General features: G+C 65.6%; 17 protein-coding genes. 10 read left to right on the forward strand and 7 right to left on the reverse strand.

Annotated features, from left to right (window positions below; translation table 11 throughout):
* Positions 1-132 precede the first annotated feature (132 nt).
* The 7 genes from ACFWP3_RS13475 to ACFWP3_RS13505 all read left to right on the forward strand — a co-directional run bounded on the left by ACFWP3_RS13475 (position 133) and on the right by ACFWP3_RS13505 (position 6,334).
* On the forward strand, positions 133-561 hold the full coding sequence (locus ACFWP3_RS13475) for a DUF6507 family protein (RefSeq protein WP_384219833.1): 429 nt from the start codon (positions 133-135) through the stop codon (positions 559-561).
* Positions 558-3,374, forward strand: a complete 2,817-nt coding sequence (locus ACFWP3_RS13480; RefSeq protein ID WP_384219835.1) for a hypothetical protein — start codon at positions 558-560, stop codon at positions 3,372-3,374. The genes ACFWP3_RS13475 and ACFWP3_RS13480 overlap by 4 nt, the downstream gene beginning before the upstream one ends.
* Positions 3,375-3,391: 17 nt before the next feature.
* Positions 3,392-4,246 carry an immunity 49 family protein gene (locus ACFWP3_RS13485; protein WP_384219837.1) on the forward strand — a complete coding sequence of 285 codons (855 nt, stop codon included), beginning with the start codon at positions 3,392-3,394 and terminating at the stop codon, positions 4,244-4,246.
* Positions 4,247-4,302: 56 nt separating this feature from the next.
* Complete coding sequence (locus tag ACFWP3_RS13490) at positions 4,303-4,680, forward strand: hypothetical protein (protein WP_384219839.1); 378 nt, start codon at positions 4,303-4,305, stop codon at positions 4,678-4,680.
* 20 nt (positions 4,681-4,700) lie between these two features.
* Positions 4,701-5,168, forward strand: a complete 468-nt coding sequence (locus ACFWP3_RS13495) for an immunity 49 family protein (RefSeq protein ID WP_384219989.1) — start codon at positions 4,701-4,703, stop codon at positions 5,166-5,168.
* A 445-nt stretch (positions 5,169-5,613) separates the two neighbouring features.
* Positions 5,614-6,078 carry a hypothetical protein gene (locus ACFWP3_RS13500; RefSeq protein WP_384219841.1) on the forward strand — a complete coding sequence of 155 codons (465 nt, stop codon included), beginning with the start codon at positions 5,614-5,616 and terminating at the stop codon, positions 6,076-6,078.
* A 7-nt stretch (positions 6,079-6,085) separates the two neighbouring features.
* Positions 6,086-6,334 (forward strand): hypothetical protein, encoded by a 249-nt coding sequence (locus ACFWP3_RS13505; RefSeq protein ID WP_384219843.1) that lies wholly within the window; start codon positions 6,086-6,088, stop codon positions 6,332-6,334.
* 310 nt (positions 6,335-6,644) lie between these two features.
* Here ACFWP3_RS13505 and ACFWP3_RS13510 read toward each other — a convergent pair whose 3' ends face one another.
* Positions 6,645-7,718 (reverse strand): DUF6615 family protein, encoded by a 1,074-nt coding sequence (locus ACFWP3_RS13510; RefSeq protein ID WP_384219845.1) that lies wholly within the window; start codon positions 7,716-7,718, stop codon positions 6,645-6,647.
* 1,097 nt (positions 7,719-8,815) lie between these two features.
* Here ACFWP3_RS13510 and ACFWP3_RS13515 point away from each other — a divergent pair.
* The 3 genes from ACFWP3_RS13515 (at position 8,816) to ACFWP3_RS13525 (ending at position 14,174) form a co-directional block, all read left to right on the forward strand.
* The gene (locus tag ACFWP3_RS13515; RefSeq protein WP_384219847.1) at positions 8,816-9,022 is read left to right on the forward strand and encodes a hypothetical protein; all 207 of its coding nucleotides are present in this window, start codon (positions 8,816-8,818) and stop codon (positions 9,020-9,022) included.
* A gap of 720 nt (positions 9,023-9,742) precedes the next feature.
* The gene (locus ACFWP3_RS13520) at positions 9,743-11,788 is read left to right on the forward strand and encodes a hypothetical protein (RefSeq protein ID WP_384219849.1); all 2,046 of its coding nucleotides are present in this window, start codon (positions 9,743-9,745) and stop codon (positions 11,786-11,788) included.
* A gap of 409 nt (positions 11,789-12,197) precedes the next feature.
* On the forward strand, positions 12,198-14,174 hold the full coding sequence (locus tag ACFWP3_RS13525) for a DNA cytosine methyltransferase (protein WP_384219851.1): 1,977 nt from the start codon (positions 12,198-12,200) through the stop codon (positions 14,172-14,174).
* A gap of 150 nt (positions 14,175-14,324) precedes the next feature.
* Here the strand turns inward: ACFWP3_RS13525 and ACFWP3_RS13530 are convergent, their stop codons facing one another.
* The 6 genes from ACFWP3_RS13530 to ACFWP3_RS13555 all read right to left on the reverse strand — a co-directional run bounded on the left by ACFWP3_RS13530 (position 14,325) and on the right by ACFWP3_RS13555 (position 23,908).
* Positions 14,325-16,343, reverse strand: a complete 2,019-nt coding sequence (locus ACFWP3_RS13530) for an AIPR family protein (RefSeq protein WP_384219853.1) — start codon at positions 16,341-16,343, stop codon at positions 14,325-14,327.
* Entirely contained in the window at positions 16,336-17,343 is a 1,008-nt protein-coding gene (locus ACFWP3_RS13535) for a PD-(D/E)XK motif protein (RefSeq protein ID WP_384219855.1), read from the reverse strand. The genes ACFWP3_RS13530 and ACFWP3_RS13535 overlap by 8 nt, the downstream gene beginning before the upstream one ends.
* Positions 17,340-20,132: a Z1 domain-containing protein gene (locus ACFWP3_RS13540; RefSeq protein ID WP_384219858.1), complete on the reverse strand. Its 2,793-nt coding sequence runs from the start codon at positions 20,130-20,132 to the stop codon at positions 17,340-17,342. Before ACFWP3_RS13540 ends, ACFWP3_RS13535 begins: the two co-directional genes overlap by 4 nt.
* Positions 20,133-20,180: 48 nt before the next feature.
* Positions 20,181-21,656, reverse strand: coding sequence for an ATP-binding protein (locus tag ACFWP3_RS13545; RefSeq protein WP_384219860.1), 1,476 nt, complete (start codon positions 21,654-21,656; stop codon positions 20,181-20,183).
* A gap of 535 nt (positions 21,657-22,191) precedes the next feature.
* Entirely contained in the window at positions 22,192-22,674 is a 483-nt protein-coding gene (locus tag ACFWP3_RS13550; RefSeq protein WP_384219862.1) for an NUDIX domain-containing protein, read from the reverse strand.
* A gap of 10 nt (positions 22,675-22,684) precedes the next feature.
* A complete protein-coding gene (locus ACFWP3_RS13555; protein WP_384219991.1) occupies positions 22,685-23,908 on the reverse strand; it encodes a helix-turn-helix domain-containing protein in 1,224 nt (407 codons plus the stop codon).
* Positions 23,909-23,931 lie beyond the last annotated feature (23 nt).

The following is a 23,931-nucleotide window of genomic DNA, read 5'->3' on the forward strand; positions in this document are numbered from 1 at the left end:
TTGAACACGACGTTGGAGAAGAACGACGTGACGGCGCGGCAGACGCTTCAGCGGGCGAAGGCCGCGGTCGACAACATCGGCTGAGCAAGCGGCTGGTGTGGGTCGGTCGGTGGGTAGTACGGGGGTTGGTTGATGACGGCGTGGGACATCAAGCCGCAGGGTGTGCAGGGCCAGTTGAAGACGGTCGGTACGAATGCCGGCGAGCTGGAGACGGCGTTGAACGCGCTGCTGACGGCGATGTCGGAGGCGGCCCAGGCCGCGGGGACGGCGGTGCCGGGTTCGCAGGCGGAGACGAAGCTGGCCGGTCCGGTGCCGGTGGGGCAGCCGCAGCTGAGCCAGAAGGCGATGGGTCCGGTGGCGGCCGCCTTGGGTGAGTACCTGACGGCGCGGAAGCCGGAGTTCAAGTCGATGGCGGAGCGGATCGAGGCGTGCATCCTCGGTGCGGTGAAGGCGACCAACGAGTACCTGGAAGGCGACCTGGACCAGGCCAAGGCCGCCCAGGACGCCGCCAAGGCCGTCAACCTCGACGTACTGCGTGAGAAGCCGGGAGGCAGCAAGTGAGCGGGAACGCGCCGGTCGACCCGGCCGAGATACCGGTCTTCACGGGCAACCTCGCGACGCTCGACGAGAAGGTCAAGCTGATCTCCTCGGGCGGTGCGGCGGTCGCGACGAAGACCTCGGACGTCCACACGAGCTTCGGCGGCATCCAGGCCTTCTACCAGGCCCCGGAAGCCGACCAGCTGTTCGCGACCACGAAGCCCGTCTCCGACCTCGGGCTGAAGCTCAGCTCCGACATGTGCACGATCGCCGGCGCGCTGGGCACGTACTCGCGCGATGCCGCTCCGGTCATCAAGAAGCTGGAAAGCCTGAAGGCGGAGGCACAGGCCTTCCGCGAAAAGACGGACAAGGACGAGAAGTGGCGTGAGGACGGCGACCTGATCGACGAGAACCTCGATCGCCGCAACAAGATCGCCGAGGTGTGGGCCGAGTTCCAGGAAGTGGAACGGGCCGCCCACGCGAAGATCGTCGCCCTCGTCGGGGGCAAGCCGCTGAAGGTCAACGACGGCTCCAACGCCAAGGACATGTACGGCTACGACGCCGAGGCGATGAAGCAGTCCAAGTCCCTGCCCTGGGGCGACGCGGTCGAGGAGTCCATCCCCGCCTGGCAGGTGTGGGAGCACGCCTGGGAGTTCGGCAAGGGCATCGTCGTCGACGGTGTCTGGGGCACCCTCAAGGGCCTCGGCGGCCTGGTCGGACTCCAGGGCTGGGACGTCTTCAAACAGTCCTGGACCGGCCTGGCCAAACTGGGCACCGGCCTCGCGATCATGTCCATACCCGGCGCCGGCCCCCTCTTCCTCGCCGCCCCCGACGACAAGCTCCCCTCCTGGCTCCGCGACTCGCGCACCGCCATGAAGGAGACCGGCAAGGCGCTGCTGGCCTGGGACCAGTGGGGCTCCAACCCGTCCCGTGCCGCCGGCGCGGTCACCTTCAACGTCCTCACCACGGTCTTCACCGGTGGCGCGGGCGGCGCGGTCGCGGGCGCGGGCAAGGCCGGCGCGGTCGCCAAGACCCTGTCCTTCGCGGGCAAGGCCGGCCGGGCGATCGACCCGATGACGTACATGTTCAAGGGAGCCGGAGCGGGCTTCTCCAAGATCGGCGATGTGATGGCCGGTCTCAAGGGCATGGGCAAACTCGAGGTCCCGAACATCAACCTGGACGGCGCGGTAGCCCTCCCCGACGGCGCGGTCAAGCTGCCGGACGGCGCGATCCACCTCCCCTCCGGCGCGACGATCCCCGAAGGCGCGGCCAGGCTCCCGGACGGCAACATCAAACTCCCCGAGGGCACCGCCACCCTCCCGCCCGGCACGGTCAAGCTGCCCTTCGACGGGCCGGCGAAGTACCTCGACGGCGACGGCAACTACTACAAGGCAGACGGCAGCCTCTACCAGCACATCGACGAAGCCCCGATCGAAAAGACCCCGGACACGGACCCCACAAAGCCGGACACGAACGCCCCCCTGCACGCCACCCCGGCCAAGATCGAGCCCCCGATCAAGGTCGAGGCCCCGGACCGCGTGCTGGCGAGCGTCGGCGGCCGCGGCGACGACGGCTTCCACCTAGGCAGCAACATCTCCGAACCGGTCCACGCGCTGGACAACGGCGCGCACGGCCCGCGCGGCTTCGACAACACCCCCGGCGGGCACGCCCCGGACAACATGCCGCGCAACGACCTGAACCAGCCCTCGCGCGGCGGCGACACCCCGTCCCCGACCGGCCACCCGGACACCCCGTCCACGGCCGGCACCCACACGGACGGCCCGGGCTCCGGAGCCACCCACCCGGACGGCCCCGGCGGAAGCGGCACCCACAACCCGCTGGGCGGCCACGGCCACGGCGGCTTCGACGACATCCCGGGTATCGGTGACGACGCGGCCCGGGCGGGCGGCGGTCACGACGGCCAGCCGACGCCCCCCGCTTCCGGTCAGCAGCTGACACCCGAGCAGGTCAAGGCCAAGCAGGACGAGTTCATACAGAAGGCGAACGATTCCGACAAGTCCTGGTTCAACCAGTACTACCGGTCGGACGGGCACCGTCACAGCATCCACACCAAGATCGACGACGTCGAGCTGCCCATCCTGGCGAAGGACAGCGACGGGGCCTGGATCTCCAAGAACAGTCTTCCGCCCGCCGGCTCCGAGACCAGGTTTGGCAAGGAGGAACTGGGCCGCGACAAGAACCTTCCCGCGATCGATCACCTCGACGACGTCGCCAAGGACCGCAAGGCCTCGGTGGAACTCGCCAACGCCGAGCGTGCGCACAAGGCCGGGCCCACCGCCGACACGCTGGAGAAGCTGACGAAGGCGCAGAAGGCGTTCGACGATCGCATGACCCCGCGGTGGGGCGAGAACACCTCCAACAACACCTCGTTCTCGGAACGCCTGGGCGAGGACGCGGCGCGACTGCACGTGGTTCCGGAGAGATTCCCCGGCTCGGTGGAGCAGCCGCTGCCGAAGACACCCAACGGCGCCAACATGTTCGACCAGCTGTACCGCCGTCCTGACGGCAAGCTGATGGTCATCGAGGCCAAGGCGCCCTCTTCCGGCCTCCTCTGGCGCAAGGGCGTCGGTCCTGGGGCGGAAGGCTTCATGGTGAAACAGGGCACCGAACCGTACCTGCGGACCATCATCGCCGAGATGTACCGTCGGCCGAAGCTGAAAGTGACCGATGCATCCGGCAAGGTGTGGACGAACCAGGAGCTTGCCACGGAACTCAAGGCGGCCCTGGACAGTCGCAACCTTGAGTACGCGATGGTGAAGGCCACGGACGGCGGCTCTAAGTACGCTGGGGCCGTCCTCGAATTCTTCAAGATCTGACAAAGGAGACAGTGTCCGTGATCGTGCCGCGCCAGGACTATGAGAAGGACGAGTGGGCGGCGGTGGTTCCCTCCATGGAGGGGTCGCTGTCCTATTCGCTGGAGGGGATCGAGACCTCGCACAACTCCAGGTCGGACGTGGTCATGGAGTCGCTGAACGTCGCCCTCGTCCGCTGTGTCGCGGACCCCACGGCCGGCATGCTGGAAACCTGGGAGTCCTGGCTGCTAGCCATGCAGGTGCACTCGGCCGTCTTCGCCGCCGCAGATCCCGACCAGGAAACGGTCACCTGCAAGATCCGCCAGGAGGAGCGCCACCTCGCCACCACCGGACGGCAGACCTACCTCAACGCGAACACCTGGCTCGACGCCTTCTACCTCGCGGTCATCTGCCGTGAAGCAGCCCGCCTCGACATGCTGGCCCGGATCCCGGTGTCCCTGCTGCGCGACTTCGGCGGCGCCCTGGACGAGTACACCTACGCCTGGGTGGAGACCCTCCAGAGCTTCTGGCTCCGCCGCGACGACCTGCGCACACACCTGGTGCGCGCCGTGGACCTGAGCGCTCCCGAGCACGCCCGCGTCCTCGACGCGGAGACGATGACCAAACTCAAATACCCGCCGATCATGATGCTCTACCGCTACCTCCGCAACGACCCCGCAGGCTTCAACGAGGCCCTGGCCGACGCCATCCGCTGGCACAAGGAGTACTGGACCGCCGACGAGGACCGCACCGAGAACACCCTCGGGATCGTGGCCCTCGCCCCGCTGGCGATCGCCTGCCTGGCGAAGGCCAACGGCATCCCGGTCGAGGTCGAATCCGACTACCTCCCCGAAGCCCTCCTCGACTTCCTCTGGCGCGGCGAATTCGACGCGTAACCCCGCAAGCCGCCAGCTGCACACATCGGATGCCACAACCCACGTAAAGGCACGCAATGACCACCGCCGTCCCACGCCACGCGTTCCACCCGGACAACGCGGCCGTGACCACGGCACCGGTCGTCGCGGCCGCGCAGGAAACCGTCGAGGGGATGGAGACCTCCGAGGACGCCCACTCCGACGCACTGACCTACACACTCTCCGCCGCGAAGTGGCGCCGTCTCCAGGACCCCACGTCGGACAAGCTCGAGACCTGGGAGTCATGGGTCCTGGCGATACAGGTGGGCTCCGCCCTCTTCGCCGCGGGTACCGCACAGGAGGACCCGGTCCCGCTGCGGGTCGGGACCCTGGACGAGGTGCGCAGGCTCCCCACCACCGGTCCGCAGGACTACCTGCACGCCGGGAACTGCTCACCGCCTTCTACCTGGCGCTGATCTGCCGCGAGAACGACCGGCTGAAGCAGCTCGCCCAGGTGCCGGTGGAGTTCCTGCGGGCGTCCGGCGCGGACTTCGATGAGTACGTCTACGCCTGGATCGAGACGCTCCAGAACTTCTGGTTCGGCCGCCAGGAAACCTGGAACACCCTTCTCACCGCGGTCCAGGGCACCGCCCCCGAGCAGACCCGGATCGCCGACACCGACCTGATGCTGAAGATCCTCTACCCGCCGCTCAAGCTGTTCCAGCTCTACCTGCGCCGCGAGGACCAGGCCTTCACCGATTCCCTCGTCCAGGCCCTGACCTGGCACCAGGAGTACTGGACCGCCAACGAGGCCCGCTCCCTGAGCAGCGACGGCCTCGTCGCCCTGGCCCCCCTCGCCCTCGCATGCCTGGCGTACGACGCGGACATGACGATCGGAGTCGAGTCCGACTACTTGCCCAAGCACCTGATCAAGCGCTCATGGGTCGGCGAGTTCACCACGTGACGCGCTCGATCTGATCGACGCACCAAGATCGTCGCCCTGGTCGGTGGCAAGCGGCTCACAAAGGACGATGGCTCTCACGACGCGGGCACCTACGGCTACGACGCCGAGGCCATGAAGCAGGTCAGGTACCTGCCGTAGGGCGACGCGGTCGACGAGTCGATCCCCGCCTGGCAGATCTGGGAGCATGCCCGGGAATTCACCAAGGGCTTCTTCGTCGACAGGTTCTGGGGCACCCGCAAGGGCCTGGGCGGCCGCGTCGGACTCCACGGCTGGGACACCTTCATGCAGTCGACCCCATGGCCTACGCCTTCACAACCAAGGTAACGGTCGGTCAGCAAGCCAATCTGTTGATCACTCTTCGCGGTGGTCTGCCTTTCGGGCCAGAACCCCAGGACCGACAAGGTAGTTCCGTTCTGCGCAGCCACTCCACCAGAACGGAACACAGATGAACCGACCCTCCCCATCCCGCACCCTCGCCGGCATCGCAGCAACGGCTGCGCTGGTCGCCTTACCCCCGGCCGAGGCGCACGCCGGCGCCATCGGCTCGACGCCCGTGGCCACCTTCGACTACCAAGTCGGAGGCGTCACGATGAAGGTCCCCACGGGCTGCATGTTCACCCACATCATCCGCGGCGACGGCAAGAACATCACCTACCAGAACGCCGGCGTCGACTGCGGCTTCGTCGGAGCCCTCAACGCCGGCTTCTGCAACTGGCGCATCGACTTCACCTACGCGGACACCGACAACAAGACCTACCGCACCTCCCGCGGCAAGACCCACACCGAGTGCAAGATCAACCCGATGCGCGACAACGCACCCCAGAAGCTCCCCCGCTACGGCAAGGCATGCGCCCACCTCAACATCAACGGCGTGCGCCGGGTCAGCCAGTGCCACCACATCACGAAGTGAGCCGCACATGAGCCCCCAGCCCACCCCCGAAGACCCGCCCCGGGAAGACCCCGCCCGGGAAGCCGAACACCGCCGCGCCGGCATCGTCGCGTTCCTCGTCGGTGTCGCCGCGGCCTTCGGATTCTTCGCGTTCTTTCCCGGCCTGCCCCACGTCATCGACTGGGGCGCCATCATCGCCGCCGCCGCCGTCGGCGGACTCGTCCGCTGGGCCTGGCTCGCGCACCTCGCCAAGCGGGAGCCCCGTTCCCGGGAATAGCAAAAGCCCCAGGTCACGGCGAGTGAGTCCTGGGGCTTCTACAGAGCCGCCTTCGGGATTCGAACCCGAGACCTACGCATTACGAGGCCCCACAAGATCATCCCGACTGGTGCCGGGCCGTGCCACTGAATCCTGTTTCCCCAGGTCAGTAAGGTGCGGCCCGGCAGCCACGTGCCGCCGAATCCACCCCGTGCCACCCCGTCCGCTCACGCAGCGCTCACGCACGCCGGCCCCTTCACTGCCGCCAGGGGACGGACTCCGGCCGCTCGCTGCGCTCCCGCCAGGAGAGTCGAGGTTCGGGCTTCTTGGTTCACATGCGTGGGTCTCGCTCCCCGACAGGGCCAAGATTCACCAGAACGGCTCCTGCGGCCCGAACGTCAGGCGCTGGCACCTCGGCACCACGAACCATGGCCCGCACACGTCTCGGAAGCCTACTCATCGGGCGCTCCGCCATTTCTCTCAGCTGTCGGTTCAAAGCACGTTCCGCCGGGCTGGGCCTTGCAGCATCAGGCGTGCTCATCTCACCGTCGTCTCGCCTAAGATCGTCCTTACTGATGCGCTGACGGCGACCCTCTGGGCCCGGCTCCGTCGGCAAAGCCGACCAGGTCGGAAGTCTGGCTACTGATGTAGAGGTGCCCGCGCGCCCCGGATCCTCCTCAAGCTCCGCAAGAGCTGCCCGATGCAGGAGCTGCACCCGCATGAAGGAAGTGTCCAGGCTCGGCACCTCCGACGCGCTGCCGTCGCACAGAATGCGGTTCCAAGGGCGACTGCGATCCTTCACATAACGCGAACTCGCACGCGCGCCGAGCAAGGTCCGCTTGACAACCAGGGCTGACGCTATGGTGCAGCCCAACTGCCCCTCAACGAAGGGGCCATGTTCACAGCCGACCCACGGCTTTCCATGTCGGAGCTGCAGCCAGTTGAGGTGGTTGTAGAAGACATAGGCGGGAAGGCAGCCTGCCGCCACAGCATCCTCAATCAGAAGATCATTCTGGTACTTTTCGCCATCTGGTCGGTACCTCAGGTCGTAGCCACCGTTCCGGTTGGCACGCTTCGCTTGGATACGCATGCCGAATCCCGTCTCGCCAGAGTGAAACCACCACTCCCAGTCCGCACCGTTCAGGCGTTCCTCGTCACTCGTGAACGGCCGGATCGCTACCCGGTCCCCGTGAGTCTGGTCGATGGCCCGCAGGTTCTCCTCGGTATGCGTTACCTCGCTCGACGGCCAGCCTTTCCGGTGTTCGGCAGCCAATGCCTGAAACGTCAATTCGGCGCGGCGACTGAGGGTTCTACACAGTGAACCGACCATAGAGGTGCGTATGCCGCATCCACGACAAAAAGCGTCATTCGCTTCGATCTGCTGACCACAAGTGCAGAGCGTCAACTCACCTTCACCTTTCAACAAGCCCTATGGGAACGCGACGATGCGTCCTGCGATCGCGCCGCCGACGGCGTTCTCCCGCGGTCTCCCAGAAGCCTCTGAGCCCGGACTTCTCCGACAATCGCCGTGGAATCCAGCCTCCTGATCGACAGGTCCACCTACGTCCTCCGGGACGCCTTCAGGGCTGTTCCCCTTCGCCTATTCGCGTGCTCCAGCCATTGCCTCGTCTGTGCAGCCTCAGCCTGGAGCCGCTTCTTCTCTTTGCCGTTTGCCGCCTGGGAGAGCCCCGCCGGCACTTGGACCAATAGCCTTGTGGCCCGCTGCCGGTGACCCTCCTTGCGAGCTGCTCGGAGGGAGATCACAAGGTGCTCGACGAGGAGCTGCGCCGACCGTGATTTGCTCGGCTTCTTCGGCGCGATGCCCGGAAGTGACTCCCGATGGACCGGCCCTGCAGCCACGTGGACGATGGTGCGCAGCGGCTCAAGCACGGCAGCCGACAGTACGGTTCCATCCAAGGGCAGACGCTCTGGGGGCTTCCGCGGAGGGGTTCCGTGGACTGCGTAGGCACGGTCGACCTCTCGCTGGGCCCAGCGCTTGAGTACCCACTCAGATGCCGGTTTGCCCAGTCCGATGGCCTTAGCAATCTCACCTAGGTGCGGCAGCGGCCCGCCGTCGTGCGCGCGCACCAACGCTGACAGAACGGGACGGTTCTCCCGAAGTGCGGACTCTTCCACGCTGATCAGAAGAGCCACACAGTCGCGAACCGTTAGGAGCGACGTGTCCAGGGCCGCTGCGCGGCACAACGTCTGCCAGGTAGGACGCGTACGCAGACGTGCACATGTCTCCAGTGCTTCTCGCAGTGCTTCCACGGTCTGCTCGCGGGAGCGCGGCGCCTGCGGCGACGTCTCGGCGGCAGTGGCTTCCTGCTGTCGGCGGTATACGTGGGGCCTCGGCTGCGGTCTCACACCTGGAATTCGGAGCCCGTCCGCCGACATTTGGCAGGATTCGAGGTGCACCCAATCGATGCTGCGACCGGGCATCTCCGCCCCGATCCTCAGGCGCCTGGCCGCACCGTCGGTGTAACAGTGGAACCTGAGCAGGTGGCCGAGCTCGCCGTACAGCTCCTCCACAATCCCTGGGTGTGCCGCGCGCAGCCCAAAGATCCAGTCCATTCCCACGCCAGCATCCTGCTGCTCCGCCTGCGCCTGCTTCCACGCGCTGTACTCGAGGCGACTGAACTGGAAACGCAGTCGGCGACCGGCACCCCGTACGGTGAACTCGACCGCGTCTCCCGGGCCGGTTCCTAGGTTCCGCAGCCGGGTCTGGGCGCGTACCGCGCCACGTTGCGCCCAGCGTGTCAGGTCCTGCTTGACGAACAGATGGTCAGCGCTGCTCACGCCGTTCGCGGTCCGATGACACGATGTATTCCGCCCGTGGGCAAAGTGACAGACCTTGTCGCGGTACAACCGGTCGGAGAGCCGGTTGCCGCATCCCCCGAGGTCTATGCCACACCAGTAGGTGTACTTCGGATGCCGACGCCGCCAAGTCAGCAAATCGTCCGCGTCAAGGGGCAACATCACCGGGACATCCGAACCCGGGCTGCCGATCACCGCCGTTTGAACTAGCCGTACGTCGCCGCTCACCAGGACTCCCCCGCCGCGCTGCCGCCTCGTCAAGCAGGCCGATAGCCGTGTTCGCTCTCAGGACCAACCTTCGCTGCCACGGTCAGCTGCCTGCAAGAGACGAGGGCGCTGAATATCTGCATCACAATGCATCCGGAGGCCCCACAAGATCATCCCAGCTACTGCCGGGCGCTACCACACAATCCTGTTCCCCTGGTCGGCAAGGTGCTGTCCGACGCTCGCCTACCGCCCGATCCACCACGCGTCATCCCGTCCGCTCACGCAGACCGTGTACCTGTACAACACCAATGGCACACTCCACATCAGCATCGTCGCGTACGCAGGCAGCGATAGGAGCGAGGAAAACAACACGCTCGGGCAAGGCGCCGGTGCCATCCTGTACTGGTGGACACACCCCTGCCCGAACAACTGGGCACAGTCGAACGAGAGTCCTGTTCCGCAGCGCCAGCGGTGATCCGAAAGTTGAATCTCTCCGCGCCTCCTGCACACATCACGGGGCAGCAGGACGTGGCCTTTGTTCCGGTGACCCGCGCGCAATGGAAGTCAGTGTTGAGGGACGCCGACCTACCCGGGCTTCAGCGGGAGACCGACGAGACGGTCGCGCAGATCCTGCGACTGCGGACCGCTTCCGGCCGGATCGTAGGGAAGGAGCTTCCGGAGCTGTTGCGGCGTCTCCGCGCTTCGGTGGTCGCCCTTGGCACTGTCGCGGAAGAGGTCTCCCGCTTCAGCCCGTCCCGCACAACTACGGCGGAGCAGCGGTTAGCGACTGACCTGGCGAATGCGAATCGGGGCGAGGCGCGAGCGCTGTTCGCCTGCCTGGAACAGGGATGGGCAGGTTTCGCTTGGTCTGAGGTACGGAGGCATGCTCTCGCGGCCCAAGTAACTGGACGAACTCTGGAGGCTTCCTCCAAGGCTGATCACGCCAGCCTTCCCGACGAGGACGTCTATCAGCGAACGCTCGGGATGCCGGCCGAGCAACTGCGTCCCGGATCGGGTGTGGCGTCACGGGCCCGCTTGCTGGCCGCTTGGGCGAAGGCGCCAAGGGCACTCGATCGTCGGCTGCGACGGAGCATGAGGCACCTGGTCGATGACTCGCTACCGCTGACGGTGAAACTGCTCCATCACCTTGCCGCCCTCGCGCTGTCCGATCGCCCCTTGCTGGCGCATCGCGCCGCATTCATGGCGCGTGATCTAGTGACGTCCCATCTGAAGGCCGAACCGGAACTGACGTGTTCGGTGATTGCACGACACGTCGATCGTGAGCCGGAGATGCTGTCCTCCCATCGCGGGCAGGTCGCCTACCGCGACGCCTACAACCGCGAGGAACACCAAGAGGAAAAGGCGCGTGCGGCCATGGACCTGCACAGGGCCGTGCTGGAAGGTGACGTTAAGCGCACGGCAGCTGTGGTCATGGAACTGCTGGGCAGGGCGATTCCGCAAGGCGCCTCGCTCTCGACCGTACGGGACCTGCTGGCAGTTGAAGACGGTGAACCGCTGTGCAAGTTTCTGGCTTCGACGATCCGTACTGAGTGGCGCAACGCGAACGCACACGAGGACTTCCGCTGGGACCCCGTCAACAGCACGCTCCTCCTGGGCGGACAACCCACGGATCTGGATCAGGTACTGGACGCAGCGATCCGCGCTCGTGCCATCTGCCACGGGTTCGAGCACGGAGTTGCCTTGGCTTACGCGCAGAACGCAGCGCTGATCACCTGGGGCTCCGGACATCCGAACTACGTCAGCCGAGACCTCTCCGTACTTCAGGCAGCCGGAGAAGCCAGATACCCGGTGCTGGACATCCGACGCTACGGCAGCCTCGTACGGTTGGACGTGCCTGACATCTCCATTGAGACTCTGAGCGAGGCGTGCCGGGCGCTCCTCAGGGCCGCCTTGGCGGACCCCAGCGTCGAGCGCTGGGAACTACGTCAGACCTCTCCCGGCCGGCCTCCTCTGTGCGTGGACCGTAGGGGAACACATGCCGGACTCCAAGTTGCGGCACCCCTCTGGGAGCTCGCCGACCCCTTCCCTTTCGCCGTTCTCCCTCTACTGGCGAATGCCATGACCAATGCCGGAGAACCCGCCGAGGCGGCAGCTTCAACGGTTCTCTGTTTGGCCGCTGCCCATGTGGTCGGAGAACGAGACCGCTTGTTGCCTGCCCTTGCACAAGGCGATTCAGCCGCCAAGGAGGAGTTGATCAGCACCACGAAGCTGATCAGCGACGGCGCCAAGGCGGCAGCTCAGCTGCTTGAGGGCCCAGCCCGACGCAAGTTGCTTGCCTTCGCAGCAATCCTTGCTGGCGACTGCTACCGGCTGCGGAGCGCTCGCGCCTTCGAGCTCGTCCACGAGTTTGTGCCGGCGGATCGGGTCCTACGGAGGCATGCGCCAGCTCGCCTGCCGTGGGTCACAGCACTCGGCGACTCTGCCGTCTGAGGTCCCCGACGCAGCTCAGATCAAGCTTCAGATGCCAGTACGTGCGGTGGGCCAGCAGACGCGGTGGTTACGGCGCCTATGAAGGGAGGCGCAGCCCTGTGATCGAACGTGTCTTCTGGTGCAGGGTTTCGTTGAGGCAGGTGACGTTCGCGGATGCGCCGCCGCGAAACAAGACAGTCGTGGGGAGAGGCCTAGAGGGGTCCTTTAACATGGGGTGTCTCATGAGGAGAGCGCTACTTTAAGCGACCACCTTCGCACGATGAGTGGGCGTTGGCGTTCGCCGGGCAGGCCACCTGCGTGGCAGTCGGGGCTTTACGGGGGGCGCGGACCAACCGGAAGCCTTGCCTCCGCAGCCTCGTGCGTGATCTCCTGGAGCTCGTTCAGGTCGGCAAGTACGGAGGATTGGGTCGTGGCGAAGGAGAAGGGGGCGAAGAATACGTACGGCGTGCCCCTGGAGCGGAGCGACTACCTCAAGCTGGACAAGCACAAGTACCACTGTGAGCCGGAAAAGTTCGAGGAATGGGTCCGGTCTGGTTACGGGAAAGGCAAGCGTCTCGCCGTTGACCTTTTCTCGGGCGCCGGCGGTCTGAGCCTCGGCCTTGAACGAGCCGGATGGACCACCGCTGCGGCCGTGGATTTCGACGAGCGGGCACGCGAGACTCATGCGGCGAATTTCCCCGGGATGAGCCTTTGTGTCGACCTCGGGGACGACGGACAGCGAGGCGCGTTCGTCCAGCGAATTCTTGACTCCGGAGCCGAGATCGACATCGTGGCAGGAGGCCCTCCCTGTCAGCCCTTTAGTCGTGCCGGGCGTAGCAAGATTCGACACTTGGTCGACAACCACAACCGCGACCCGCACGATCTCCGCAAGGAACTGTGGCGCGCCTATGTCGACGTGGTGGAGCAGCTCCTTCCTCGTACCGTCCTCATGGAGAACGTCCCCGATATGGGCCTCGGCGACGATTTCAGTGTGATCCGCATCATCGAGGCAAAGCTGGAGAGCCTTGGGTATGCGACCCAGGTTCGTCTCGTCGATGCGTGGAACTATCGCGTGCCGCAGCACAGGAAGCGCCTGATCCTGCTCGCGCGGAGAGACGGTGGCGGCTTCACGTGGGATAAGCCGAAGAAGCAGACCACCCTTCGGGATGCCATTGGTGACCTTCCTGCGATCAACCCGAAGCCTTTGGACCCGGTGGGCTCCCGACTTCTCGACTACGACGAGAAGCAGGAGCCGAAACCTTCGCCATTCGCCAAGGAGATGCGCAAGAAGGCGGATAAGGGTGTAATCCATGACCACATGACGCGGCGGGTTCGCGCCGACGACTTCAAGATCTTCACCATCATGGATTCCAAGACCCTCTACTCCGAGCTGGAGGAGAAGCTGGGAGACGACGAGAAGGAATTCCAGAGGTACGACGCGGAGCAGTTCACGGACAAGTACAAGAAGCTCGACTGGAACGAGTTGAGCCGTACAATCACTGCGCACATTGCCAAGGATGGTTACTGGTACATCCATCCTGAAGAGCCGCGAACGCTGACCGTACGTGAAGCTGCGAGGATCCAGACCTTCCCGGACCGCTTTCGGTTCGCAGGCACGCGAAGCGACGCCTTCCGGCAGATTGGCAACGCGGTTCCCCCGCTGTTGGGTGAAGCTGCAGCCCGGGTTCTCCTGCCGCAAGATGCACCCGTCGGACACGAGGCCACGGACAAGTGGCCGAAGGTACGTGAGGAGCTGACTCGCTGGGCCAAGGAGCAGCGCGCTGGTAAGCAGTGGTACCAGTTCCCCAACGGCCGGAAGATGAAGCCGCTCGGGGCTCTCGTCATGGCGGTGCTCTCGGGAGGCAAGCTGCATCCGAGTCAGCTCGCCAACGTGATGAACGGTGTTGCTGGACACAAGGAACTGACACGGGACGTTTACCTTGCCCTCGTGAACGCGGCACCGACAGCAGCAGCCCGCCAGCGTTTGGAAGACCGACTCGGTCCGGTTGTCGACAAGCCCGAGGTCTGGGTAGACGCGGATTCGATCCTTGATCACAGCAAGATGATGGGGCTCAAGCCAGCTGAGCTCGCGATGTTCAGGCTGCTGGCCGGCGACGACATCATGCTGGTCAACCAGGGTGCGTTGCGGGTGGCTGCGAGGTTGCAGCAGAACCAATCACACCTGACCAACCGACTGACCGAGGGGCGGCTTAACCTCATAAAGCTTCTCGGTGCCGGCCGTGATGCACCCGTGCGCATGGCCGCCATCAGGTTCGTCGGCGAGAACCTGTGCCGGGACAAGCAGCCCGTTTGTGGAAGCTGCCCGCTGAGTGACTACTGCCCAACCCGTCCACAGGAGAACGAGGGAGCCGCAGCCACCTTCGATACGGTGCTAACCGCAGACTGACAGGTCCTTCCCCCGTCAGAACAGGGCGCTGAGGCGTGTGGCGTCGGCGATGTGCGGGTGGCTCGCTCGGCGTCAGCCTTGACTTCCAGACGACTGCTGGGCGAGGAAACCCTGCAGCGGCAGCCCCAACTGTTCCGGGACTGCCGCCGCTCACGCCGTCTCGTGGTCAAGGTCGGCTGGAACAGGGTGGAACCCCTGCCGCAGGGCATCTTCGTAGACCTCTATCGCCTGCCTGGCCTGGGCCCCGACGACCCGTCGCCCCTGGGATAGACGCTGCGCGACGCGGTCAGCAAGCTGCCTGTCCACGGAGCGCAGGACCCGGCCCTCGCGGGCCCAATCCGCGAGAGCCTGCCACTCCTCGCTGGGGATGTCGTCGACGGCGGCTTCTGCCTCGTCCGACTCGGTGCTCTCGGGCGAGGCGATCTCGAAGGGATCAGCCGTGAGCTCAGTGGCAAGCGTGGCGGGGAGCGTCCACGGGATGCGCGACACCTCGTCCCAGCAGTCGGGCTTCTTCGCCCATTCCGACACGTGCCGGTCGCCGGAGATCACCGTTTCCATGATCAAGGGACAGAGTTCATCGAGGGCGCTGTTCAGGGCGTCTGTAGTGCCCTGTTCGTTCCAGATCCTGTCGAGGTCGATCCGCTTCTTGGCCTCAAGCGAGAGCCGGGCGACCGTGTAGGTCGTGATCAGCCGTTTGTGGCTACCAGCCGAGTGTGCACGGGCGATCCGGTCGGCAGCCTGGAAAAGGAGGGAGGTGGCGATGGCGCGCTTGCAATACTGCACGTCCACAACGGGATCGGACTTCTCGATCCGCTCCATGAAGTGGGCGAAGTTCTTCTGGGCGCCGCGACTCACCCAGTGCGGGAGCTGTTCCCAGGAGTGCACGAAGGTGGCCAGGTCGGACTTGCTGAATCTCTGTCGCGTCGGCGTGATCAGCTTGAACTTGCGCTGGGCGGCGCGCGTCTCGTACTCGGCGGACTTGTCGGTGTACTGGCCCCGTGCCCGCTCGTAGAACCATCGCGTCTCCTGGCCGCTGCCGTCGGTTGCGGGGGCCCACAGGCTGCGGGAGACACGTTCGAAGGCGACGTGGAACTCGTGGTTCGAGCTGAAGTCGACCAACGTCACCTTGTTCTGGGTGTTGGAGTACTGGGAGATCCTCGGAACGATCTCGGAAAGGTGGGCGGGATCGACGATCGTGAGCTTCATCTGCACGTGGACCCCATCCAAGTCCCGCTTGTCACGGGTCAGGACGTGATGCAGCGAGGCGGTGGTCTGGCCGCCATTGACGATTTGGAGGCCGGTCATGCTCCTGATGGCGATGGGACGGCCGGCCTCGTCGGTCTCGAAGTCCACGTCCGAGGCGGTGGCGGTCACACCGTTGTTGTAGGCGAGGAACTGGCCAGGGGCTTTCAGCAGGGTGTCGCGGATGCCCTTGTTTACAGTGCCGCGGGTCTGCAGGAAGGACCGGACGTTGAGTTCGAGCAGACGGGTCCTGTGCTCCTTGTACAGCTCGGCCAGCTGCCGACCGGGAATCACGGCCAAGACGACCGAGTAGTTCGGCTCGTCGCTGTGAGCTGCCAGGCAGGGAAGGGGACGCTCGAAAGCCACCTTGATGGGCTCGCCGATGCTCCCGGATGTCTCGTGCCTGTGGAGCCGCGCGAGATCCCAGAGCTCGTAGGTGACAGGGATCCCCTCGAACTCCGAGGGCTCCGGGGCGCTCGTCGTACTGACCCGGTTACTGAGGAGGAAGAGGCGGATCTTCGGAACGCTCGACAACGCCTTCTCCACACCGATGCACATGTCGTGCACGTCGGTGTTGTCCTCCTGGTTGGGGCGGATTGACCCGTGCTTTCCCAGGAACGCGAACAGCCTGCGGAAGAGTCTGTCGGACTCGGCCTTGGTCAGCTTGCTGCTCGACGGCGTCAGGTTGAAGTCCGTCGTGTAGAGGTCGAGGCTGGAGCCGTCCTCAGGCATGCCGTAGCCGTAGATCTCCAGTCCCCGAGAGGAGTGGTAGGCGAGTGCTGCGTCGGTGACGACACCGGCTTCCTCAAGGATCTCGAGTACGTGCTGGGTGAACGTGTTCGGAATCGAGCCGCCCTCGGCGTCCGCCAGCGCCTGGATGTCGGTGACCAGCGCGCGGGAGTACTCGTGGACGTCGTGCTCAGCCATGGGTTCCTCGGATCAGGTCGACCAGTGTCTCGGCGGTCACGCTGTGGGTGGCCAGGGCCGACACGTCAATGGTGTAAGTGCAGTTGCCGATCCCGGGCGGCAGCGCGGCCTCGACGATCCGGGGGAAACCCTCCCCGACCGTCCAGAACTCGCTGCGACGCAGGGTGTAGCGATCGTGGTCGTAGAGGTCCCGTTGGTTCGGCAGATAGCCAGCCTGTACCAGCAGGCTCTCGAAGCGCTGTGAGGCGGACGGTGAGGTCAGACGGGCCCGTATCTCGTCCACCAGGCCGTTCAGGCTCGTGCCGAGCCCCCGCTGCCGGTCGTCGAGGACGACATGGGCCAGTGCGAGGGGCGTCGAGTCGGCCGTGTCCAGCTGCCGCTCGCTCGCGATCTGCACCGTCCGGGGAGAGCGGACCGTCGTCGACTTCACCTCGACCGCAGCGCCAGGCAGCTGGAAGTCCTGGTTCGTCTGCCGAGGTCCAGTCCAAGAGCTGATAGCTGTGTGCTGGTCAACAGCCGGCAGCACGTACTCGAGGAGAAAGTGGAGTTCGCCGAAGAGGCCGCACCGAGCCTGTCGGGACAGGCCCTCGCGCGACACAGAGCGCAGCAGCTGCTGCCACCCGACGTAGCGACGAACCGCAGCCTCCGCCGCCGTCTCGGTGGTCGGTGAGTCTCGCACCACCTCTGCGATGTCGGAGACGAGCGGGGTGAACACCTCCGTGAGTTCGTCGTCGGTGAGCATGACCTGGAGCTCGTACTGGTTGCCGGACACCGACGACAGGTTCAGCTGGAGGCCACGCGTGGCCGACAGCTGTTGGATCTCCTGACGTACGGTGTCAGCGGTCCTGGCGTCAGTGCCGAGCAGCAGCATCCGCCGGAGGGCGGGGTGCGTCACCGACACCTGGATGTCGTGTGGGGAGTCGGGGTAGAGGCGCCGAGTGGACCTACCCGGGGTCTGCTGGTGAGCTTCCAGCTCCTGCCACACACTCTCGTCGATCACTCTTCGTCCTCGAAGTCGTCGAACTCCATGTCCTGCTTGAACCAGATGTCGTTCACCACGTACTCAGTCTTCAACTGGTGGCGAGAGAACGGGAAGCTGATTGCGAACCCGACCAGCGGAGCGACCGGCTCGGGGTTTCCCGACGACTTGGCCACCTCGGCAGGGCTGAGGGGATAGAGCAGAAGCAACGGCTGGTCAGGGCGGCGCTGGTGACGCAAAGGCCGACCGCGGGGGGTGTCCGGATCGAGCGGTTCCCCCTTCCTGTTGAGCTTCCCCTTCGCGGCTTCCTGCGTGGCTTCCAGGGCACGCTTGAGCTGTTCCGGGGTCAGGTCGCGGAGCTCGTCGGCAGGGCTGAGCACACGCTTGATCGTGTAGCGGCCGGAAACGACGTCCGAGGACCTGGAGTGGCTGCGCGTGATGAGGCCGACGGAATGGCCTGCGATCTCGGCCGGAGCTCCCTCGGGCAGCCGGCTCGCCAGACGGATCGTCCAGTTGCCCAGCTCACCCTGTTTGGCGCACTGGCGTACGTACTCCGCGATGAATGCCGGCCGCACCCGCTGGGCCTGTCGGTCGGTGAGGTAGGAGTCGAGGAAACCTTCGGTGACGTCGGAGGATGCGACGCCGCTCCAGACAATGGTCCCGCTCCGCTCGTCCACGTCCCTGGCGGAGTGCGCATCGAGGCGTGCGACAAACGACTCCAGCAGCTCGTGGTTGCTACGGACCACCTTCTCCGAGAGGTCGAAGATGGTCGTCTCGGGAAGCTCACCGGAGTAACTGAGGCGGACACGTGTGCCCTGCCTCATCTTGTTGGACGCCGTGATGCCGAGGCCTAGCGACGAGGTTCTGACCTTGAGACCGTACTCGCGGGGGGTGAGTCCAACCGCGGACATCTCCTCGACGTCTCGCCGGAGTTCGTCTGTGGCGGCAGTGATCTCCGCGTACTGGCGCTGCAGCGTACGTGTCGTGTACAGCCGACACAGGTCTTCGTAGCGAGGGCGGTAGCCGAACCAACGTCCCATCTGCAACAAGGTGTCGTACGTCTTGGAGGCACGCAGGTAGTAGCTGACCGACAGCCCTTCGAGGGTCAGACCGCGGGAGAGCTTCTCGCCGCCTACGGCGATGACTGACAAGCCGGTCTCCCGGCGCTCGTAGTACTGGAGAGCGTCCTTCGCCGCACCGTTGACGGCCATGACGGTGATCTTCGCGAGGGCGGCGTGGAGATGAGCTTCGACTTCCTCCCAGTCGAGCCTGTCACCGGTCATGTCCTCGGTGCAGGGGACGAAGTCCTCCTCCCAGAGCTGCCGCAGCTCTTCCTCGAGTTCTTCACGTTGGCTGCTGAACCGGTCCTGGAGAACGTCGAAGAGCAGGCGTACATGGGCGTCGATCTGGTCGCGGACCTGCTGTTGCACAGCGGTGAAGCGAGTCACGTGCACCAACATGGAGTTGTGCACTGCGACCTGCCCGCGCGCTCGGCGTGCCGCACAGGTCAGGACGAAGGACCGGATGGCGCGCTGGAGCGACTCCGGAAGGAAGTCGGGAACCTGGAGGTGGGACTTGTGCTTGTCCGGCACCCAGAGGTCCGTGTCCTTGATGTGCCTTATTAGCGGCAGGGGCTCGATGTCCTCCTCGTCGCCGTCGGTCTGCAGACCGAAGAGACGCTCGGGACCGAGGTAGTTTGACGGCGCCCGCAGGGTACGGATGAAACTCTCCGGGAAGAGGTCGGGGCCCAGTTCGGCATCGTCTGTGTCGGGGTTGATGTAGATATTCGCGAAGGGAGTCGCGGTGTAGCCGACGTAGGACGCCTTTGTGAAGCTGTTGACCAGCCGCCTGATGGCCTTGTTGATCGCCGACGGGTTGGTGTCCGGGTCCTTGGAAGTGTTCACCCCGGCGTTGTCGGCTTCGTCGTCGATCACGAACAAGGGAAGGTCGGGAACGACCATCCGGCCGGTCTTCGGGTCCTCCACGCCGTGGTTGTCGATGACCCAGTCGCGCAGGTTGTCGATGATCCGACGGTTCTTTTTGACCACGAGGACCACTGGGACACTGCCCACCGGCACGTTCGCGGAGACCGCCGTCTTCCGGGCGAAGTCCCCCTTCTCGTGACTGGTGGTGAGCGACGCGGCCTTCAGCCGCTTGCCGTGATGCGACATAGCGCCAACACCGATATGACGATGCGCGTCGTCGTCCGAGCGGAACTGGTACTGGGTGTCGAACCCGAGAAGTCCCTCGTCGATACGGAGCTGGGTCTGGCTGCGCAGGTCGTTGTGGATCCCTGCGAACACCACGATGAGCCGGTAGCCAGCGTCGGCTGCCTTCGCGGCGAGCCCGATGAACTGCCCCGTCTTACCGGACTGTACCTGTCCGATCACGAGCCCGGTCCTGCGCCAGATGCCTTCTCGCTGAGGGTCTTCCAGCTCACCGAGAACGTCGTCGGTGCTCTGGTCAAGGCGGCGCACGACCTGCGTCGGGAGCTTGGACACACTCAGGAGGTAGCGCCGGTAGCGGTCCCAGAAGTCCCACTCCCGGTCTGCCTTCGCGTCCGCGAGCCAGGCCACGTGGCCCTCGTCGTTCGTCATGGCGGAGGAATCAGCCTGGAACACGGAAGCTCGGGCCTCGAGCACCTTTCGCACCTGGTCCCGCTCCACGGTGATCCCCTGGGCAGCAAGGATGCTGACCGCGGTGTTCACGGCGAAGTCCACCTCGGCCGGCGTTGCCTGGCGGTCACCCGGCAGGAGCAGCAACGCGGTCTGTTCGGCCTTCTCGAGACTGTCTTCGGGGGTGGTGCTCACAGCGACCTCCAGCGGCCGGGTCGGTTGGGAGTGGGGCTACCAGGTGGGTCAGGAGTTCCAGAAGCCTTGTTGCTCGTCGAAGGGAGGCATGGAGCCGAGTACTCCCCGGGCGTCCTCAGGGGAGCGGCCCTGCTCCAAGAGCGCCTCGTACACCCGGCGAGCGATGTCGACGGTCTCGGGAGCGGCTGGCCCTGGACCGCCGAAGGGTTCGGGGTCGTCGACCGTGTCGGTCTCGTGGAGCATGCGGAGCGCCGTGACCGGGACCGTCTCCTCAAGGAGGCGGAGCATCGAGCGGACGACTTCCGGATTGCCCCCTTGGTCATCCATCGCTGCCTTCACCAAGGGGTGTTTTCTGTTGATACGCAGAGTGATCCGGCCGTCGTGACGCTTCACATTCCAGGCAAACCTCAGGGGGTCACCGTGCGCCCGCGACACCACCTGACCACGCTGTCGTGCGGAACGGGAGGCCGCCTCGCGGGTGTACCTGGCGATCCTCTCCAGGTGACGGCGCAAGGAGACGGGGGGAACCACGCTCGCTTTGCGTACGTCCACGCCCCAGTCCGCGTCGGCCTCCGCAGGGATGTCCACGGCGATCCGCGCGAGGTTGTACTTCTCTTCGCGCTTCAGGCCGCGGATCCCCAGCCAGTCACCGGCCAGAATCAGGCGGTCACGGCGGTAGACGTAGAACCCCTGTTGCCCCAGCCATCCCCTCTGCCCCGCAGCCGACTCGTATTCGGCCTCCGAGAGACGCTGTGCCGTGGGGAGGATGAAGGGCTCCACGCGCACCGACTGCGATCCCAACGGCAAAGGCTCCCAGGGGATCCGCTGTACCGACGGGTGCGTGGACAGAAACGGGTCCCACGGGGAGAGGTCGGAGCCGCGCACCCGGATCCGGCACCGGACCGGACGCTTCAGGAAACGCGCGAAGACCATCGAGAGGTGGGCTTCGGTACGCTCCACCTCCGCATAGAACTGGGCCTGCGTCTTTTCGTCGTCGCCGGCCACGGCGGTGTTGTGGTAGCCGGAGAGCTGCTCCCACAGGACGACAGTCCCGTGCTGCATGCTTCCCGCGATTCGACGCAGGAGGGCCCTGGTTGTGTCGCCGGGGTCACGGAGTAGCCGCCACTCCTTGTAGTGCTCCACGACACCGAGGTCCCACGTCCGAACGTGCCAGATCCCGTCCTTGGCTGTGGCTACGGTGAGCTTGCGGCACTGGGAGAACGAGGCGGACTTCAACCCCACACCGAAACGACCGAGATCCATGGCACTCCGCTCGGCGGATGGGCCGCGGGCCGCCACCGTCATGGCGGTCACCAGCTCGGGCTCCGTCATCCCCTTGCCGTCGTCCGTCACTGAGATCCAGGAGCCCTGTCCGTCCCACGTGAAGTCGACGTCGATGTTCTTGGCCTCTGCGGAGACGCTGTTGTCCACAAGATCTGCGACGGCGGCGGGAAGCGAGTAGCCGAGCGAACTGAGCGACGCCACCATGCCGGCAGGGTCAGGCGCGGCAACGTCGAAGTCCATCTTCACGCTCCGTACCCGGTGCACCCGGTCAGTCCTGTGTGGTCGGTTCGTCTGTGTGCTCCGCGAAGCGACACATGACAGGACTGCTCGGGTTTGTGCGGTGAGTGCGCTGCACTCATCCCACGTCAGCCGAAATCCCCCGTTCGGAGCATGCTACCGAAAGGGGCTGGTCGGGCGTGAGTGATCTTTAAGAAGAGTTGTCCACTGGAGGCCTGCTCAGTCCAGGTCCCGTTCGTAATAGCGTCGTTGGTGACACGGGCTGTCATGGGTGATGGTCGCGCTGAGGGGACTGGCCTGGCCCCCTGTTGGGCATGGAGCAGGCCATGGGTGAACGACAGGGCCTTGGCCAAGCTGGGTGGCCGAGCCGGAGCTCAGAGATGCGCTTCCCCGGCGGTGGGCACATTCTCAGGGAGTGGCAGCGCGTGCCGCCGGGCTCGGTCCGGCGCTGGCAGGGAACGCCGAGCTGCTGCGGCGGGCTGCATGAAGTGGTCTACGCGCCCCGGCTGGCGGAGACGGGTTTCCTGCACGCGTGTGGTCAGGCCCCTGTTTCCGGCGCCTGTCCGTGTTCCAAGTAGGCAGTCAGACCGTTCGCTCGGGCCTGGATGCCTGCGGCGATTCGGCGCGCGAGGCGGGGGATGGTGAGGTCTGGCACCTGCTCGGCGACGTGGAAGTCGTAGCCGCGGAGCTCGTCCGCTTGGAGTGCGATCTGTTGGCGGTGGTCTGCGCTTAGGCGGCCGCCGTCGAAGAGGTAGAGGACCTTGTCTCCCTCTCCCGGGTTCGGCGCCCAGTCGACGACGAGGAGGCGGCCGATGTGGGGCTTGATGCCCAGTTCCTCGTGGACTTCGCGCACACAGGCCTGTCGGGGCGACTCACCCTGTTCGACGTATCCGCCGGGGAGGTCTCGGTAGTCCTTGTACGACGGCTCGACGAGGAGGACTCGATCAGCTTCGTCGAAGAAGAGAGCGCCGGCCGCCATGCGGGGGTGGGCCATCTTCGCTTCATGCTCGTTCTCGCTCACGGATTCGACTCTAGCCGCCAGCGACAATGCGGAGCCTGCGCGCCAGGTCGGCAACGGGATGGGAGGGCCGGCCTCGGGTACCGCGTATCCAGCCGATGACCAACTCTCGGCTCATGTAGTGGTGACGGACCTGTTCGGGGGCGGCCTGTTCGGCTTCCAGGAGGACGGCCAGGGCTTCGTCGGTCCGGTTCCAGGCACTCAGCGCCCTGGCAACTTCGAGGCTGTGCCGCACGCGCCGTTCCACTGGCATTCCACTGGTGTCGATGCGTGCGCCGAGGTCCGCGGCGATCTGGATGTCGCCGAGTTCGCCGGCGGTGGCTACGCAGTGGATCGCGACGTTCGTCGGACCGAAGGCTGTCCACATGTGGTTGGCATCGGCGCCGAGTCGCTGCGCGGTCTCGTCGGCCTCTCGGAGGAAGGTCTGCGTAGCTGCCCGGTCCTCTGCTCGTGCGGCGGCCATCGCCCCGGTGAGGAACAGCGTGCCGTACACCGAGAGGTACTCGTCGTTTGCAGTGCCCAGTTCCGGCTGCATGACGGCTGCCGCGTCGTTCACGAGCTGGACCGCTGCCGTGAAGCGTCCGGTGGCCAGGAGGCAGTGCGTGACCGCTCGGAAAAGCGAACCTGTGACCTCGCTTCGTCCGCTGTGCTGCGCGGCTGCCAGACCGCGGTCAGCGGCGATCCATGCCAGTTCGGGCTCTCCGACCTTCCCCAGCACCATGGCTGCTCCGTGGTAGGCGAGGGCGAGCAGAGCATGGGCCTCCTCCCCCTCGTACCCCGAGTAGGCGCGGGATGCGGCGAGCGCGTCGGCTAGGACGAGGGGAAGACGTCGGGTGGCGAAGCCGTAGCGGGATGCCTGGTAGGCGTCGAGGACGTCGCCCACGTTGGCTCGAAGGTCCTGCAGGGCAGGCGGTTCGTCATCGGGTGTAGGGCCCAGCAGGGGCGTGAGCTGCTTGTAGTCCATCAGCGCTTCGCGTAGCGCGGGGACTGTGTGGTGGCCGCTGTCGGCCGACCACTCCATGAGCGTCGGCTCCGCGAGTAGGTCTCCGAGGGAGACGTCGAGGGCGTCGGCGAGTGAAGTGATCACCGAGAGGCGATCGAGCTCGATCCGGTTGTTCTCCGCCTTGCTCAGCCAGTCCGTGGTACGGCCGACGAGGCCGGCCAGGACCTCTTGGGAGAGGCCGCGCCGCCGCCGATACCAGGCAACGCGCTCCCCGATGGTCAGGTTCTCTGTCATCCCTCGCATGTCCTGATCATCAC

This window comes from Streptomyces sp. NPDC058525, from assembly GCF_042719495.1.
Lineage (GTDB): Bacteria > Actinomycetota > Actinomycetes > Streptomycetales > Streptomycetaceae > Streptomyces.